Origin of the sequence: Kitasatospora sp. NPDC004745 (genome assembly GCF_042873275.1) — a bacterium.
In the GTDB taxonomy this organism is placed as follows: domain Bacteria; phylum Actinomycetota; class Actinomycetes; order Streptomycetales; family Streptomycetaceae; genus Kitasatospora.
Genome location: NZ_JBIALK010000036.1, coordinates 43,636 through 60,169 on the forward strand (window position 1 = coordinate 43,636; position 16,534 = coordinate 60,169).

Below are 16,534 nucleotides of genomic sequence, written 5' to 3' on the forward strand. Positions count from 1 at the left end.
GGGATCGTACGGGACCGGCCGCGCCGGGGCCGATCCCCCCTCGTCCGGCGGCCGTCCGGAACCGATTCCGGGCTCCGGTCGTGATCTGGACCGAGTGCGGGCGGAGCACATGTGTACGGTTTCCGCCCAGCGATCGAGGACGGTACGGGGAAGAGTGATGAGCATCGTGGACGGTATGGCCGGCCGGCCGGCGCGGGGGCTGCGGGCGGTCGTCGCGGTGTGCGCGGCCGCCGCACTCCTGGCCGGCTGCGGCGGCGGGGCCCGGGTGGCGGCGCAGCCGTCGGCCAGCCCGCAGTCGTCCGCGCCCGCGCAGCCGGGCCTGTGCTCGACCGCGCAGCTCCCCTTCCCCAAGCTGCCGGTCGACGGCGGGACGAAGATCCTCGAACCCAACCCGTGGAACACCGCCGGGACGGTCTGTCTGGACGCCTCCGGGGACACCGGTTTCACGGTCACCCAGGTGCGCGACTTCGTCCCGCGCAACCCGCTGGCCCCGGGCGCCTACCCGAACATCTCCACCGCGCCCGGCGCGAGCGGACTGCCCGTCCCGGTCAGCGCGCTCGGCGACGCCACGGCCGACTGGGACGCCAACGGCCGGGTGAGCGGCTCCTTCAACCTGTCCTTCGACCTCTGGTACGGCTCCAGCCCGGACAACTGCCTGCCGGGGGAGAGCGCGGAGGTGATGGTCTGGCTGGACGCCACCGACAACGTCCGCCCGGCCGGCAGACAGGTGACGGACGCCCAGAGCATCGGCGACACCGCCTACAACGTGTTCGAGGCGCCGATCACCGGCCCGCACAGCGTCATCAGCTACGTGCGCACCGCCCCCACGCACACCACCCGCGGCCTCAACCTGCGGCTGTTCACGGCCGACGCGATGGCGCGGGGGTACGTGCCGAAGGGCTCCTACCTGTGCCGGGTGCAGGCCGGCTTCGAGATCTGGACCGGCGGCACCGGCCTGCGCAGCGAGTCCTTCGCCTTCCACAACCGGGTCGGCCTGCCGGCCGGCGAGATCCCGGCGGGGGCTCCGGGGACCTGCCTGCGGCACGGCGGCGGCGGGCCGGCGGGCAGCCCGGTGACCGTCGGGGCCTGCGGGGACCAGGCGGTGTCGACCAACTGGACGGTCGGCAACGACGGTTCGGTGCGCGGCGGGGCGGCCTGCCTGGTGCCGGGCGACCGCGGCGGCGTGACGCTGGCCGAGTGCACCGGAGGGTCCGGGCAGCGCTGGGTGGCCGGGGCCGGCCAGCGCCTGCAGCACCAGGACTCGGGGCTGTGCCTGTCGACCGCCGGGGGCGTTCTCACGGACGGCACGGCCGCCGCCCTCAGGCCCTGCGCCGACGCGGTGTCACAGCGCTGGCGGCTGCCGTACAACGGGCAGGCGTAGCGGTCGGCGCGGGGCCGGGTGCCGGGCCGGGCCCGCGCACCCCCCATGGGCGGGAAGGGGCCGATGCCCTAGCATTCCCCACCATGAGCGATCGACCGGTACCGAGTGGCGAGCCGGGGCAGCCCGCCGGAACGCCACCGCAGCAGGCACCGGCCGGAGGGGCCCAGGCCCCCGGTCTGCCGCCGCAGTCCCCGAGTGGTGCGTTCGGGCCCGCCGACGGGTTCGGGCCGCCGGATGGTGCGCCCCAGTACCAGCCGCAACCGCAGCCGCCGCAGGTGACGCCGCGTCCGGTCTCCCAGCCGGTGCCGCTGGTCCCGCAGCCGGGCCAGGCCGGCCCGCAGCCCGTGCAGCCGCAGCCGGTGCAGCCGGGGCCGGTCCAGCCCGGCCCGGTGGCGCCCGCCGCCGTCCAGCCGGGGCCGGCGGCCGCGCAGCCCGGCCCGCAGGCGGTGCAGCCGATACCCGTGCAGGCCGCTCCGCAGGCGGTGCAGCCGATACCCGGGCAGGCCGGCCCGCAGGCGGTGCAGCCGATACCCGTGCAGGCCGGCCCGGCCGGTCCGGCGTGGCCGCAGCAGACCGGCTTCCCGCCGGCGCAGCCGACCGCCGGCAGCACGCCGGACTGGGAGGCGCTGGCGGCGCGGAACGAGAAGGACGCCAAGCGCCGCCGCCGGGTCAAGCTGATCGGTGCGGTGACGGCCGTCGTGGTGGTGGCCGCGGCCGGCGCCGGCTACGTGCTGCTCACCAAGGGCGCCAAGGACGGCAACGGCCCGACGGCCTCCGGGCCGAGCACCGCCGCGGTGAGCACGTCGGCCTCCGCGTCGGCCTCCGGATCGGCCGCGCCGACCGCGTCGGCGAGCGGCCCGGTCAAGGGCATCGACAGCCCGCCGACCGTCGGCAGCCTCCCGGCGACCAAGGGCGCCGTCGCGCTGGGCCTGGGCTCCGACGCCAAGACGGGCTCGGCACCCGGCTACTCCGGGCAGGTCCTCAAGCTGCCCAGCGGCCAGAACTCCTTCGCCCAGAGCGCCTCCCAGGTCGTCGACGTCAGCAACAGCTTCACCGTCTCCGCCCGGGTCCTCGTCGACGTCCCGAACGGCAACCGCAGCGCGGTCAGCCAGGGTGACGGCCAGTACTACTCGTACTCGCTGGGCCGGGCCAACAACAACGGGCACGACCTCTGGTACTTCAAGGTCCAGGTGCCCGGCGGCGGTTCGGCGGTGGCCTGGTCCAAGGGCGACGCCACCGTCAACCAGTGGGTCGTGCTGACCGGGGTGTACGACGACCCCTCCGGCCAGATCACCCTGTACGTCAACGGCGCCCCGCAGGCCTCCGCGAAGTCCCCCGGTGTGCCGCCCAGCGGCGCCAACACCCTGCAGATCGGGCGGCTGAGCTCCAACTCGCAGTGGAGCGACCCGTGGCACGGCGCCGTCGCCGACGTCCAGACCTGGGGTCAGACGCTGCCCGAGGCCGACATCGTCAAGGTCGTCGCCGGCCCGAGCTCGCCGCCGGCCACCCCGCCGGCGGCGGCCTGGCTCACCGGCTGAGCCCCCGGCCGCCGACCGCCGGGCCGAGCGGGCCCGGCACCGCCCGGCAGCCGCCCGGAACCGCCCCCGCGGCGGCGCCGGCGGCGGCTGCCGCGCGCCCCGGAACACGCCGCGCCCCGCGCGCGGACCGGGCACGACAGTCCCAGACCGAGGAGCAGTACTGATGAGCGCGGACGGCCGCTGGATCCGGCCCGAGTCCACCCGGCGGCCCGTCCTGGTGCCCGCGGGGGCCCGGCCGGCCCCGGGTACCGGCCCGGCCGGGCGCGGGGCCGCCGCACCGGCGCAGCCGTCCCCGGCCGACCGCCGGCGCCGCAGGCCCGCCGCACCCCGGGTGCCGCACCCCCCGCGCCCCGCGCTGCGGGCGGACTGGCTGCCGCTGCTGGCCGTCCTGCTGGTCCAGGGCGCGCTGTCGTACCACCTGATCCTCAGCAACACCGCCTTCATCGACGAGGGCACCTACATCTACGCGGGCTACCAGGAGATCGCGAACCTGACGCACGGCACCCCGGTGGCGACGTACGAGACCTTCTTCTCCGGCTCCCCGCTGATCTACCCGGTCGTCGTCGCGCTGGCCGACATGGCCGGCGGGCTGACCGGCACCCGGCTGCTCAGCCTGGCCTTCATGCTCTCCGCCACCGTGGCCGTCCACCTGACCACCCGGCGGCTGCACGGCTCGCTCGCGGCCTGCGGCGCCGCGGCGGCCTTCGCCGCGCTCGGACCCACCCAGTTCCTGGGCGGGCTGGCCACGTACGACGCGATGGCCCTGGCGGTGCTCGCCTGGGCCGGCTACCTCGCGGTGCGCTCGGCCACCGGCGGCGGGTACCCGAGCCTGGTGGGCTCGGGCCTGCTGCTGGCGCTGGCCGGCTGCACCAAGTACGCGGCGCTGCTGTGGGTCCCGGTGGTGGTCGGGGCGGCGGTGCTGGCCGGCCCGGGCGGGTCGCTGCGCGCCTGGACGCGCTGGCGGCGGGGCGTGCTGGTCCTGTCCGCCTTCGTGGCGGCGGTCGCCGCGGCGGCCCTGCTGGCCGGCGAGCGCTACGTCGACGGCTTCAACCACACCACGCTGCAACGAGCCCCGGGCCACGACGCCTACTCCTACGTGGCCGGGGAGGCCGCCCGGTGGGTCGGCCCGCTGCTGGTGGTGGCCCTGGTCGGAGTGGTGGTGCAGCTGGTGGTGGCGCGGCGGCGCGGCGGCGACGGCTGGCCGGCGTTCTGGCTGGCGGCGCTGCTGCTGGTGGCGGGACTGCTCGCCCCGGTGAACCAGATCCGCATCCACACCTGGCTGTCGCTGCAGAAGCACGTCGACTTCGGCGCCTGGTTCGCCTGCATCGTGGCGGGCGCGGTGCTGGCCCGGGCGGTGCTCTGGCTGCGGCGGCGCCTCCACCTGGTGGCGGGGGTCGTGGCGGCCGCCCTGGTGGTCGGCCCGCTGGCCTGGGAGGGGTCGGCCCAGGGCCGGGAGATGTACGGCGAGTGGTCGAACTCGGAGTCCTTCGTCGCCGCGCTGGCGCCGTACATCGCCAAGGGCGACGCCCGGTACCTGGTGGAGAACTACAACGTCCCCGCGTACTACCTGCGCGAGCAGGCGGACTGGCAGCAGTGGCACGACCTGGTGGCGGTGTTCCGCCGGGACCCGGACACCGGCCAGCAGCAGTCCGGCGTGGCCGCCATCCAGGCCGGGATCACGGCGCACGAATGGCAGGTGGTGGTCCTGGACTTCACCCAGACCGGTGCCACCGACAAGGCGATCCAGCCCACCCTGAAGGCCGCCGGGTACCGGGTGGTCACCGTGGTGAAGAGCGGGGAGCACGGCCGGTACACGATCTACGTGGCGCCGGGGTACGACAAGCAGACCGGGGCGGACAAGAAGGCGGCGGACCCGAAGGCCGCCGATCCGAAGGCCACCGCCGATCCGAAGGCGGCGTCCGACAGGAAGCCGGCCGCGGATCCGAAGGCGACCGATCCGAAGACCGCGGACCCGAAGGCCGCCGATCCGAAGGCCACCGCCGATCCGAAGACCGCCGACCCGAAGACCGTGGACCCGAAGCCGAGTTCGGACCCGAAGCCGACGCCGACGCCCGACAGGAAGGGGTGACCGGGCCGCCGGAGCCCCGCCGCGGCCGCGCCGCTCAGAACGCGATCGTGTAGACCATCAGGTCCATCCCCGGGTACGGGGCCCAGTCGCGTTCGGGGGTCCGGAGGAAGCCGGTGCGCTCGTAGACGCGGTGGGCGGCGGTCATCTCCGGACGGGTGGAGAACGCCATGCCCGCCAGGCCGAGTTCACGGCTGCGGGCGAGGGCGGCGCGGACCAGGGCCTCGCCGACGCCCCGGCCGCGGGCGGCCGCCGCGGTGGCGAGCATCCGGATCTCGCCCTCGCGCGGGGTGGCGATGTCCGCCCACTCGGTGCCGCCGACGGCGAAGGTCACGCAGCCGAGGACTCGCCCCCCGGCCACGTCGACCGCGACGAGGAGCTCGGCCTCCCGGGCGCGCCGGGGGGCGTCGCGCAGCAGGTCGACGTAGCCGCTCTCGGGCGAGGTGTAGCCGTCGCCGACGAAGGCCTCGACGGTGATGCGACCGGCGTCGTCGAGGTCCTCCGGGAGGGCCTGGCGGATGAGGATGTCCATCCGGCCAGTGTGCCGGAGCCGTGCGGGGTGGTGATCTCGGGGGTGGAACGGACCGGGAGGGTGGCGGGGTCCGCGGAGGGGCGCAGCGAGGCGGCCGGCATCGTGCCGTACAGCCGGTCCGCCCGGTGGTGGTCGGCCGGGTAGCCGCCCGGGCGGTGCCAGTTGTCGCGGCCGGTGGCGGCGCCGCGGGCGACGTCCCGGCCGATCAGCAGGCCGAGCAGGCCGAACCCGCCGACGGCCCCGGCCAGGCCCAGTGCGCTCGCGAGAGTGTCGGTGTCCATGGGGTCCACTCTGGTCGGGCCGTCCGGCGATCACGAGTGGCAGGAACGCCCGATTGCCTCGAAATCCTGCCACCGCCGTTTCCGCGTCCCTCCGGCGGTGCGTCCCTCCGGCGGTGCGTCCCTCCGGCGGTGCGTCGCTCCGGCGGTGCGCCCCTCCCTGGTGCGCCCGGCCCTGCGCGCACCGGCCGTCCGGGGCCGGACCCGGCCTTCCCCGGGCGGTGCCCGTCGGGGCATCCTGGTCGGCATGCTGAAGAACGTGGTCGCGGTGGTGCTGGAGGAGATCCACCCCTTCGAACTCGGCGTCGCCTGCGAGGTCTTCGGCCTCGACCGCACCGCCGAGGGCCTGCCCGGGTACGACTTCGCGATCGCCGGGGTCCGCCCCGGGCCGCACGCGACCCACGCCGGCTTCGCGGTGGACGTCCCGCACGGCCCGGAACGGCTGGCCGGCGCGGACCTGGTGGTGGTCACCGCGTCGGCGATCCGCCGGGAGTACCCGGAGCCGCTGCTGGAGGGGCTCCGCTCGGTGGTGGAGTCCGGCGGCCGGGTGCTGTCGATCTGCAGCGGTGCCTTCGTGCTGGGAGCCGCCGGGCTGCTGGACGGCCGCCGCTCCACCACCCACTGGCGGTACAGCGAGGACCTGGCCCGGCGCTTCCCGCGGACCACGGTCGAACCGGACGTGCTGTACGTGGACGACGACCCGGTGATCACCTCCGCCGGGACGGCCGCCGGCATCGACGCCTGCCTGCACCTGGTGCGCAAGGCGCAGGGCGCCGAGGTGGCCCGGGGGATCGCCCGCCGGATGGTGGTGGCACCGCACCGGGAGGGCGGCCAGGCCCAGTTCGTCTGCCGGCCGCTGCCCGGGGGCGACGGGGACTCGCTGGCCCCGCTGCTCGACTGGATGCGCCACCACCTGGAGCGGGACTGCACCGTCGAACAGCTGGCCGCCCGGGCCCACATGTCCCCGCGCACCTTCGCCCGCCGCTTCCAGCAGGAGACCGGCACCACCCCGCACCGCTGGCTGACCGGGCAGCGGGTGCTGCTCGCCCAGCGGCTGCTGGAGTCCACCACCGAGCCGGTGGACGCGATCGCCGTGCGCTGCGGCTTCGGCAACGCGGCCACCCTGCGGCACCACTTCGCGCGCCGGCTGGGCACCACGCCGCTCGCTTACCGGCGCTGCTTCGCCGGGCCGGGGGAGTGGGAGGACTGACCTCGCCCGGGCCCCGGCCCCGGCCCGCGACCCGGGCGGCCGGTCAGTCGGCCGCCAGGTGGTCGACGGTGTTCCAGCGGTCCGGGCGCAGCCGCCCGTCCTGGGCGCGCCAGAGGCTGGTGGAGCAGTTGTGCACCGGCCCGAGGGCGGTGAGCTGGTCCTCGGTGAGCCGGTCCACCGCGTAGCGCAGCATCAGCACCGTGCAGTCGTGCGCGACCAGCAGGACGGGCCGTCCGGCGTCCTCCTCGCAGACGTCCCGCAGCAGGCTGCGCACCCGCAGCGCGACGTCGGCCCAGGACTCGCCGCCGGGCGGGCGGTAGTACAGCTCGCCCATCTTGCGCCGGCGGGCGGCCTCCTCGGGGTGCTTGGCCTCGATCGCGGCCCGCGGCAGCATCTCCAAGACGCCGAGCTCGCGGTCGCGCAGCCGCTCGTCGTAGCGCACGGGGAGCGAGACCGGGACGGCGCCGAGGCCGGCGGCCTGGGCGAGCGCGATCCGGGCGGTCTCGGTGGTGCGCACGTAGGGCGAGCACCAGACGCTGCGCGGGCGGTCGGCGCTGGGCAGGGCGGCCCACCAGCGGCCGAGCGCCTGTGCCTGCTGCTGGCCGTGCAGCGACAGGGGGATGTCGGCGTCCCGGCAGCTGATCGGGACGCTGAGCGCTCCGGCGGCCTCGGCGAGCTGGAACTCGACGTTGGCGGTGGACTCGCCGTGCCGGGTGGCGATCAGCACGGACGGCAGCCGGGTGGCCGCCGCGGGGCGGTGGGCGGAGAGGTGGTGCGGGCTCTGGGCTGACTGGTGCTGGCCGTTGAGGGTGGTGCCGAGTTCTGCCATGGCGGCGTGCTCCCCGTGGGTCGATCAGTTGCCGGCCGGTTGCCGGTCCGGTCTGGTGGTGCCCTGCGAAGGCGGCTGTTCATACATATGATCGCGCCGCCTTCTCCAGTGTTCACGGAGAGGGCGGCGCGGTCACAGGGCGCGTGCGGCGCGAATCAGTGCGCCGCTACGGGCTCCGGCGCGTTCTTCAGCTCGTCGTCGCCGGCCTCGGCGCCGTAGTCCGAGGGACTGGTCTCGTCCGGGCCCACGGGCGCCTTGACGGCCCGCAGCACCAGGGTGAGCGCCACCGCGACGGCCAGGTTCAGCGCGAAGGCGGTCAGCCCGATGTAGCCGATCTCGCCGATGCCGGGGATCTCGGCCGCGTTGCCGCCGAAGTGCTTGGTGGCCGGGCTGGCGATCCCGTACGCCTTCCAGGTGCCGTAGGCCATGCCGGCCGCCCAGCCGGCGAACAGCGCCCAGTGGTGGAACCAGCGGGTGAAGAGGCCCCCGACGATGGCCACGAAGGTCTGCAGGATCCACAGGCCGCCGAGCAGCTGCAGGTTGATCGCCGCCTGCTTGTCCATGCCGAGGACGAACACCAGGGCGCCGACCTTCACCAGCAGCGAGACCAGCTTGGCGATCCGGGTCTCGTCCGCCGGGGTGGCGGTGGGCTTCAGCCACTCCTTGTAGACGTTGCGGGTGAACAGGTTGGCCGAGGCGATGGACATGATGGCGGCCGGCACCAGGGCGCCGATCCCGATCGCGGCGAAGGCCACGCCGGTGAACCAGTCCGGGAACATGTCGGCGAACAGCTGCGGCACCGAGAGCTGGGAGTTGAACTTCTTGTCGCCCTTGCCGACGCCGGCCGCGATCGCCATGAAGCCGAGCAGCGCCAGCAGGCCCAGCATCAGCGAGTACGCGGGCATGATCGCCATGTTGCGCCGCACGGTGTTGCGGGACTTGGACGCCAGTACGCCCGTCACCGAGTGCGGGTACATGAACAGCGCCATCGCCGAGCCCAGCGCCAGCGTCGCGTACGTCCACTGCTTGTTGTCCGGGACGGTCAGCGAGCCGGCCGCCTTGGGGGCGCTGAACTTCTGCGCCGCGGCGTCGAAGATGTGCCCGTAGCCGCCGAGCCGGATCGGGATGTAGATCACCGCGACGATGATCACGATGTAGATCAGGGCGTCCTTGACGAAGGCGATCAGCGCCGGGGCGCGCAGCCCGGACGAGTAGGTGTAGGCGGCCAGCACGCCGAAGGCGATGAACAGCGGCAGGTCCTTGACGAACCAGTTGGCGTTCTCGCCGCCGCCGACGCCCAGCACGTCGAGCACCGCCTGGATGCCGACGAGCTGCAGCGCGATGTACGGCATGGTGGCCAGGATGCCGGTCAGCGCGACGACCAGGGACAGCGGCCGGGAGCCGTACCGGCCGCGCACGAAGTCGGCCGGGGTGACGTACCCGTGCACCCGGGAGACCGACCAGAGCCGGGGCAGGAAGAGGAAGACCAGCGGGTAGGCGATGATCGTGTACGGCACCGCGAAGAAGCCCGCCGCGCCGGTCGCGTAGACCGCGGCGGGGACGGCGACGAAGGTGTAGGCGGTGTAGAGGTCCCCGCCGAGCAGGAACCAGGTGACCCAGGTCCCGAAGCTGCGGCCGCCCAGGCCCCACTCGTCCAGGTGCGCCGCGTCGTCGGCCCGGCGCCAGCGCGAGGCGAGGAAGCCCATCACGGTGACCAGGGCGAAGAACAGCACGAAGACCACGAGGGCCGTCACGTTGACGTCCTTCATCGCGCGCCACCCGCCTTCCGCACGGCCTTGCGGGCCTTCTCGTCCCGGTTGATCAGCAGGTACGCCGCGACGGTGAACACCGCCGAGACCGGCACCCAGAGCAGCTGGTACCAGTAGAAGAACGGCATCCCGCCGACGCCCGGGTCGGTCTTGTCGTAGGAGGACACCCAGAGCATCGCGACGATCGGCACGAGCAGGGCGAGCGCGGCCAGCACCCGTTCGGGCGTCACGGCCGGCACCGGGGCGCCGGGTGGCTCGGGCATGACAGGTTCGGTGGCATCGAGGTCAGACGGCATCTTCGGCTCCGCTCCGGAGGGTTCTCCCCGTCGGCGCCGCAGCCCCGGGGACGCCGCACACCCCCGTGAGCCCGCCGAGCAGCACCATCGGTGATCAGCAGTCAGTACGGCTGCGCAATCTAGAGCATGACGTGATCCATGTCACCGGGGTTGCCGGAACTTCCCGCCATCCGGACGGCGCGAACCCGCATTCGGCCGGAAACGGGCAGTCGGAAGCGCGAAAGGGCACCGGCGCGCGGGTCGCGCGCGCCGGTGCCCGTGGTGCGAAGGGGGAGCGCGGTTACTCCGGGCGCTTCAGGCGGGTGATGAACTTGTACCGGTCGCCGCGGTAGATCGAGCGGACCCACTCCACCGGGGCGCCGTCGGCGTCGAAGGAGTGCCGGGAGAGCTGGAGCATCGGCAGGCCGAGGTCGGAGCCGAGCAGGCCGGCCTCGCGCGGGTCGGCCAGGGTGGTCTCGATGGTCTCCTCGGCCTCGGCCACGGTGACCCCGTACACCTCGCGCAGCGCCGCGTACAGCGAGTTGTGCTTGGCGAGGTTGCGGCGCAGCGCGGGGAAGCGCTTGGCGGAGAGGTGGGCGACCTCGATGGCCATCGGGTCGCCGTTGGCCAGGCGCAGGCGCTCGATCCGCAGCACCCGGCCGCCGGGCTTGATGTCCAGCAGCGGGGCGAGCCGGTCGTCGGCGGTGATGTAGCCGATCTCGATCAGCCGCGAGGTGGGCTCCAGGCCCTGGGCCCGCATGTCCTCGGTGTAGGAGGTGAGCTGGAGGGCCTGGGCGACCTTGGGCTTGGCGACGAAGGTGCCCTTGCCCTGGATGCGCTCCAGGCGGCCCTCGACGACCAGCTCCTGCAGGGCCTGGCGGACGGTGGTGCGCGAGGTGTCGAACTGGGCGGCCAGCGCGCGCTCCGGCGGGACGGGGGTGCCGGCCGGCTGGGTCTCGGTGAGCTGGAGGAGGTGGCGCTTCAGTCCGTAGTACTTGGGGACGCGCGCGGTCGGGTCGGTGCCGGCGTGCGCCGGGAGGTTCTTCACCTCGGGGTCGTTGACCTGGGCGGTGGATCCCCCGTCGCTGCTCATCGGACCTGTTCTCCCGCTTCTCGCGGGGCCTTTGCGGGCCCCGCCACATAGTTAACGGGTCACATCGTTGCATGTATGGCTACGGAACGAATACCTCATCACGCGATGAACGATGTGCGGTGTCGGCTTGATAACGGGTGGTCCGGATCGGTCGGAAGGCCGTTGACAGGCCCATTGGTCTAGGCCAAGCTCCAGGCATCTGGTCTACACCACTAGGCCGGACACTACGAATCCCCCCACCCGTTCGAAGGGGTCCGCGGCACCTTTCCCCCCGCTTTGTGTGGGTCTGCCGCTGCCGCCCGACGGGGGTAACCCAGGCATCCCTCAGGAGGATGGCGTGAAGCGTCAGCTCATCGCGGCGGTCGGCGTCGCAGCAATGGTCGTCGGCCTGGCGGCTTGTGGCTCGGACGGCAAGAAGGGCGGCGACAGCGCCGGTTCGAGCTCGTCGGCCGCGGCGGGTGCCAAGAACTACAGCGGCAAGACGCTGAAGGTGTGGCTGATGACCGGCTCCGCCCCGAAGGGCTGGACCGACGCGGTCAAGACCGAGTTCGAGACCACCTACCCGGGCTCCAAGGTCGACTTCCAGATCCAGGAGTGGGACGGGATCGGCCAGAAGATCACCGCCGCGCTGTCCGAGGGCTCGGTCGACGTCCTCGAGCTCGGCAACACCCAGACCGCGGGCTACGCGGCCTCGGGCGGTCTGCTCGACCTCACCAAGGACAAGGCCGCCCTGGGCGGGGCCGACTGGGCCGCCAACCAGAACGAGGCCGCCGTCCTCGAGGGCAAGCAGTACGCCGCCCCGTGGTGGGTCTCCAACCGCGTGGTCGCCTACAACAAGGACCTGTGGGCCAAGGCCGGCCTCTCCGCCGCCCCGAAGACCCTGGACGAGTTCTACGCCGACCTGGACAAGCTGAAGGCCACCGACGGCGTCGCCGACCCGATCTACCTGCCCGGCCAGGAGTGGTACACCTACTTCGGCCTGCTCACCGGTGAGGGCGGCAAGATCGCCAAGAAGGACGGCGACAAGTGGGTCGGCGGCCTGTCGTCCCCCGAGGCGCAGAAGGCCTTCGAGACCTACAAGAAGCTGCAGGGCTACTCGGTCTCCGGTCCGAAGGACAAGGACGAGGCCACCCCGCAGCAGAAGGACGTCTTCGGCAAGGGCAACGTCGGCGCCATGATCGCCCTCGGCTGGGAGCTCCCCGCCGAGAAGGACATGCCCAAGGACAAGATCGGCTTCTTCCCGCTCCCGGGCAAGACCGCCGACAAGCCCTCCGGCGTCTTCCTCGGCGGCTCGAACCTGGCGGTCGCCAACGCCAGCAAGAACTCCGACATGGCCAAGGACTTCCTGAAGGTCGCCCTCAACGACAAGAACGAGGGCCTGGTCGCCGCGGCCGGGAACATCCCGAACAAGGCCTCGCTGAACGGCCAGATCACCGGTGACTTCGCGAAGGCCGCCCAGACGGCCGCCGCGGTCGGCGCCATCACCCCGAACACCCCGAACTGGGCCAGCGTCGAGGACAAGCCGAACCCGATCAAGGAGTTCCTGACCGCCGTGCTGCAGGGCGGCGACTACGCGGCCACGGCCAAGAAGTACGACGACGAGATCGCCAAGCGGCTCAACCAGAAGCAGTAAGCACTGAGCGGCGTCGCTCACCGGCCCCCGGCGGGGGGCCGGTGGGCGGCGCCTGTCCGTCGTGGTTCGGGTTGTGAGGAAGTGAGAACGATGGCTGTGCATTCGGAGCGGGTGCAGACACGGTCCCCGGAGCCAGGGACGACCGCCGTGGCCGGGATCGGGACGGGTGCCGCGGGCGCCGGCGGCGGCACCCCGCGGAAGGGTGCCAGACCCGCGGACGGACCGGGGCTCGGTGCGCGCCTGGCGCCGTACCTGTTGCTGCTGCCGGCCACCGTGGCGACCCTCGCCCTGCTGGGCTGGCCGCTGCTCAAGACGGTCCTGCTGTCGTTCCAGAACCTCAACCGGCGCCAGCTGGTCCAGCACCTCACCGAGTGGAACGGCTTCGACAACTACAAGGAGCAGCTGACCGACCCGGACTTCTGGGCGGTCACCGGGCGCACCGTCGCCTTCACCCTGGTGAACGTCGTCCTGATCATGGGCGGCGGCACCCTGATCGGCCTGCTGCTCAACCGCCTCGGCAAGCGGATGCGGCTGGTCCTGTCGATCGGGCTGCTGATGGCCTGGGCGATGCCCGTGGTCGCCGCGACCACCGTCTACACGTGGCTGTTCGACCAGCAGTGGGGCGTCGTCAACTGGTTCCTGGACAAGCTCGGCTGGCACTCGATGGCCGACTACAACTGGATGAGCGACCAGTACTCGACCTTCTTCGTGGTCATCCTGCTGATCGTCTGGCAGTCCATCCCGTTCGTGGCGTTCAACATGTACGCCGGCCTGACGACCATCCCCAAGGAGCTCTACGAGGCCGCCCGGATGGACGGCGCCGGCCCGTTCAAGATCTTCGGTTCGGTGGTCTTCCCGAGCCTGAAGCCGTTCTTCCTGGCCACGACCTTCCTCGAGGTCATCTGGGTGTTCAAGGCCTTCACCCAGGTGTACGCGATCAACGGCGGCGGCCCCGAGAACCTGACCCGGACGCTGCCCGTGCACGCCTTCCTGGAGGGTTCCTCCGGCCAGCACTACGGGGTCGGCTCCGCGATCGCGGTGCTCACCATCCTGATGCTGGGCGTGCTGATGGCGTACTACTTCCGGATCATGATCAAGCAGGAGGACGAGCTGTGAGGCGCTCGCTCATCGGACGTACCTGGCCGAACGTGATCGCGGTCGTCCTCTTCGTCTTCTTCATCTTCCCGGTCTACTGGATGGTCGCGACGGCCTTCAAGCAGGACCGCGACATCATCAGCAAGACCCCGGTCTTCATCCCGTTCGACGGGACCCTCGACCACTTCACCACGGCGGTCAACGCGCCCAACTTCTGGACGTACGTGGGCAACAGCTTCATCGCGACGGTCGGCGCGGTGCTGATGTCGCTGGTGATCGCGACGCTCGCGGCCTTCGCCATCGCCCGGATGAGGTTCCGCGGCCGCAAGGCCTTCGTGCTGGTCGTGATGGTCGCGCAGATGGCGCCGTGGGAGGTCATGACCATCGCGGTCTACATGATCTCGCGCGACAACGAGATGCTGAACAGCCTCGTCCCGCTCACCGTCTTCTACATGATGATGGTGCTGCCCTTCACCATCTGGACGCTGCGCAGCTTCATCGCCGCGGTGCCGAAGGAGCTGGAGGAGTCCGCCATGGTGGACGGCTGCACCCGCTCCCAGGCCTTCGTGAAGGTGATCTTCCCGCTGCTGGCCCCCGGTCTGATGTCGACCTCGCTGTTCGGCTTCATCACCGCGTGGAACGAGTTCCCGCTCGTCCTGATCCTCAACAAGGAGGAGGGCAAGACCCTCCCGCTCTGGCTCTCCTCCTTCAAGACGGCGTTCGGCAACGACTGGGGCGCCACGATGGCCGCGTCGACGATGTTCGCCATCCCCGTGCTGATCCTGTTCGTCTTCCTGCAGCGCAAGGCGGTCGGCGGACTGACCGACGGCGCCGTGAAGGGCTGAGAAACGTGAGCATCCTCGTCCCCGCCGTCCCGGACAGCGACCAGCTGCACCGCGACGCCATGACCGTCCTGCAGCCCGGCTTCGTCGGCACCGAGCCGCCGAAGTGGGTGCGCCGCCACCTCGCCGCCGGGCTCGGCTCGGTGGCCCTGTTCGACCGCAACGTGGTCGACCTCGACCAGCTCGCCGCGCTCACCTCGGCGCTGCGGGCGGAGAACCCCGACCTCCTCATCGCCATCGACGAGGAGAGCGGGGACGTCACCCGCCTGGAGGCCGGCTCCGGCTCCTCGTGGCCCGGCAACCTCGCGCTCGGCGCGATCGACGACCCGGCGCTGACCCGGGACGTCGCCCGCGAGCTCGGCCGGGCGCTGGCCGCGGCCGGCGTCAACTACAACTGGGCGCCCACCGCGGACGTCAACTCCAACCCGCGCAACCCGGTGATCGGCGTCCGCTCCTTCGGCGCCGACCCGGAGCTGTGCGCCCGGCACACCGCCGCCTGGGTGGAGGGCCTGCAGTCGGCCGGCGTGGCCGCCTGCTCCAAGCACTTCCCCGGCCACGGCGACACCGCGGTCGACTCGCACCACGGCCTGCCGGTCATCGACGTCGACCTGGACGTGCTGCGGGCCCGTGACCTGATCCCGTTCCAGGCGGCGATCGCGGCCGGCACCAAGGCCGTGATGACCGCGCACATCATGATCCCGGCGCTCGACCCCGAGCTGCCGGCCACCCTGAGCCCGACCGTGCTGCGCGACCTGCTGCGCGCGGCCCCGGCCGACGGCGGCCTCGGCTACCAGGGCCTGATCGTCAGCGACGCCATCGAGATGGGCGCCATCGCCGACACCTTCGGGATGGGCCGGGGCACCGTGCTGGCGCTGGCGGCCGGTGCGGACGCGATCTGCGTCGGCGGCGGGCTGGCCGACGAGGAGACCGTGCTGATGCTGCGCGACGCCATCGTGGCGGGCGTGCGGTCCGGCGCGCTGGCCGAGGACCGGCTGGCGGACGCCGCCGCCCGGGTCCGCGCGCTGGGCACCTGGGGCCGGATCTCGGCCCAGGGCGAGCGGCCGGAGCCGGACCTCGCGGTGGGCCTGCGGGCCGCCCGCCGGGCGCTGAAGGTGGTCCGCGCGCCGGGCCGCGAGGTGCTGCCGGTGACGGAACGGCCGTTCGTGGCCTCGTTCTCGGACGAGCCGAACATCGCGGTCGGCGACGTCACCCCGTGGGGCGTGGCCGGCATGCTGGCCGACCGCTTCCCCGGCACCCGCACCCGGGAGGTATCGGCCGTCGACGCCGCCCCCGGGCGGCTGGACGCGCTGGTCGCCGAGCTGGTGGCGGGCGCCGAGGGCCGCCGGCTGGTGCTGGTGGTCCGGGACGCGCACCGGCACGGCTGGATGTCCGCCGCGCTGGGCCGCCTGGTCGCGGCCCGGCCGGACGCCATGGTTGTCGAGATGGGGCTGCCGCAGTCCGAGCCGGTCGGTGCGCTGCACATCGCCACCCACGGCGCCGCCCGAGTGTGCGGGCTGGCGGCCGTCGAGGTGCTCACCGGGCAGCCGGGAGCGATCGGCTGAGAACGCGTCAGGACGTCACCCGGCCGTGCCGGGGCGTCCGCCCACGGGCCCGTCATGCGCATGTCGCATGGCGGGCCCGTCCCGTTTCCCCCCGCGTCCACCCGCGGACTCCCCGGGTGACGGTGTTCCCTCAAGCAGGCCTTAAATCCGTCTTAAGTCCCACTTAGGGTGACGACCCGGCGACGGATCGCCACGCGGTACAACGGCTCTGCAACGGCCTTGGCGGAAGGGCCATTTGGCCGTTGACACCGCCATTGGTCTAGGCCAGAGTCCAGTCATCCGGTTCGAATTTCAACCTCACCGGATGTGGTATCGGCCCTCCCCGAAGCTCCTCGCCCTGCCCGGATCCTCCGCTGCGGGCGCCATCACGCTGCCGGCGGGCAACACGGCTCTAACACCCTCGGAGGATGG

13 protein-coding genes are annotated in these 16,534 nt (G+C 72.8%); 8 read left to right on the top strand and 5 right to left on the bottom strand.

Translation table 11 applies throughout. The annotated features are described in order from the left end of the window. Nucleotides 1-157: 157 nt before the first annotated feature. From ACFYUY_RS36315 to ACFYUY_RS36325, 3 genes are all read left to right on the top strand, one after another. Nucleotides 158-1,381 carry a ricin-type beta-trefoil lectin domain protein gene (locus tag ACFYUY_RS36315; RefSeq protein ID WP_387907320.1) on the top strand — a complete coding sequence of 408 codons (1,224 nt, stop codon included), beginning with the start codon at nt 158-160 and terminating at the stop codon, nt 1,379-1,381. A 275-nt stretch (nt 1,382-1,656) separates the two neighbouring features. Next, nucleotides 1,657-2,919, top strand: a complete 1,263-nt coding sequence (locus ACFYUY_RS36320; protein WP_387907322.1) for a LamG-like jellyroll fold domain-containing protein — start codon at nt 1,657-1,659, stop codon at nt 2,917-2,919. Nucleotides 2,920-3,082: 163 nt separating this feature from the next. Further along, on the top strand, nt 3,083-5,008 hold the full coding sequence (locus ACFYUY_RS36325) for a hypothetical protein (RefSeq protein ID WP_387907325.1): 1,926 nt from the start codon (nt 3,083-3,085) through the stop codon (nt 5,006-5,008). A gap of 34 nt (nt 5,009-5,042) precedes the next feature. Here ACFYUY_RS36325 and ACFYUY_RS36330 read toward each other — a convergent pair whose 3' ends face one another. Further along, nucleotides 5,043-5,537 (bottom strand): GNAT family N-acetyltransferase, encoded by a 495-nt coding sequence (locus ACFYUY_RS36330; RefSeq protein WP_360204397.1) that lies wholly within the window; start codon nt 5,535-5,537, stop codon nt 5,043-5,045. Nucleotides 5,538-6,062: 525 nt separating this feature from the next. On the opposite strand from ACFYUY_RS36330, the gene ACFYUY_RS36335 reads away from it, so the two are divergent. Further along, entirely contained in the window at nt 6,063-7,025 is a 963-nt protein-coding gene (locus ACFYUY_RS36335; RefSeq protein WP_360204400.1) for a helix-turn-helix domain-containing protein, read from the top strand. Nucleotides 7,026-7,068: 43 nt separating this feature from the next. On the opposite strand, the gene ACFYUY_RS36340 is transcribed toward ACFYUY_RS36335, so the two are convergent. From ACFYUY_RS36340 to ACFYUY_RS36355, 4 genes are all read right to left on the bottom strand, one after another. Next, the gene (locus tag ACFYUY_RS36340; protein WP_360204403.1) at nt 7,069-7,854 is read right to left on the bottom strand and encodes a histidine phosphatase family protein; all 786 of its coding nucleotides are present in this window, start codon (nt 7,852-7,854) and stop codon (nt 7,069-7,071) included. A gap of 155 nt (nt 7,855-8,009) precedes the next feature. Then, complete coding sequence (gene mctP, locus ACFYUY_RS36345) at nt 8,010-9,623, bottom strand: monocarboxylate uptake permease MctP (RefSeq protein WP_360204405.1); 1,614 nt, start codon at nt 9,621-9,623, stop codon at nt 8,010-8,012. Further along, entirely contained in the window at nt 9,620-9,886 is a 267-nt protein-coding gene (locus ACFYUY_RS36350) for a DUF3311 domain-containing protein (RefSeq protein ID WP_360204407.1), read from the bottom strand. The genes mctP and ACFYUY_RS36350 overlap by 4 nt, the downstream gene beginning before the upstream one ends. Nucleotides 9,887-10,199: 313 nt before the next feature. Then, a complete protein-coding gene (locus ACFYUY_RS36355) occupies nt 10,200-10,991 on the bottom strand; it encodes a GntR family transcriptional regulator (RefSeq protein ID WP_360204409.1) in 792 nt (263 codons plus the stop codon). A gap of 337 nt (nt 10,992-11,328) precedes the next feature. On the opposite strand from ACFYUY_RS36355, the gene ACFYUY_RS36360 reads away from it, so the two are divergent. From ACFYUY_RS36360 to ACFYUY_RS36375, 4 genes are all read left to right on the top strand, one after another. Continuing rightward, nucleotides 11,329-12,624, top strand: coding sequence for an extracellular solute-binding protein (locus tag ACFYUY_RS36360; protein WP_360204412.1), 1,296 nt, complete (start codon nt 11,329-11,331; stop codon nt 12,622-12,624). Nucleotides 12,625-12,714: 90 nt separating this feature from the next. Continuing rightward, the gene (locus ACFYUY_RS36365; protein ID WP_387907333.1) at nt 12,715-13,740 is read left to right on the top strand and encodes a carbohydrate ABC transporter permease; all 1,026 of its coding nucleotides are present in this window, start codon (nt 12,715-12,717) and stop codon (nt 13,738-13,740) included. Then, on the top strand, nt 13,737-14,564 hold the full coding sequence (locus tag ACFYUY_RS36370) for a carbohydrate ABC transporter permease (protein ID WP_360204417.1): 828 nt from the start codon (nt 13,737-13,739) through the stop codon (nt 14,562-14,564). Before ACFYUY_RS36365 ends, ACFYUY_RS36370 begins: the two co-directional genes overlap by 4 nt. A 59-nt stretch (nt 14,565-14,623) precedes the next feature. Beyond that, entirely contained in the window at nt 14,624-16,123 is a 1,500-nt protein-coding gene (locus ACFYUY_RS36375) for a glycoside hydrolase family 3 protein (RefSeq protein WP_360204851.1), read from the top strand. Nucleotides 16,124-16,534: the final 411 nt, after the last annotated feature.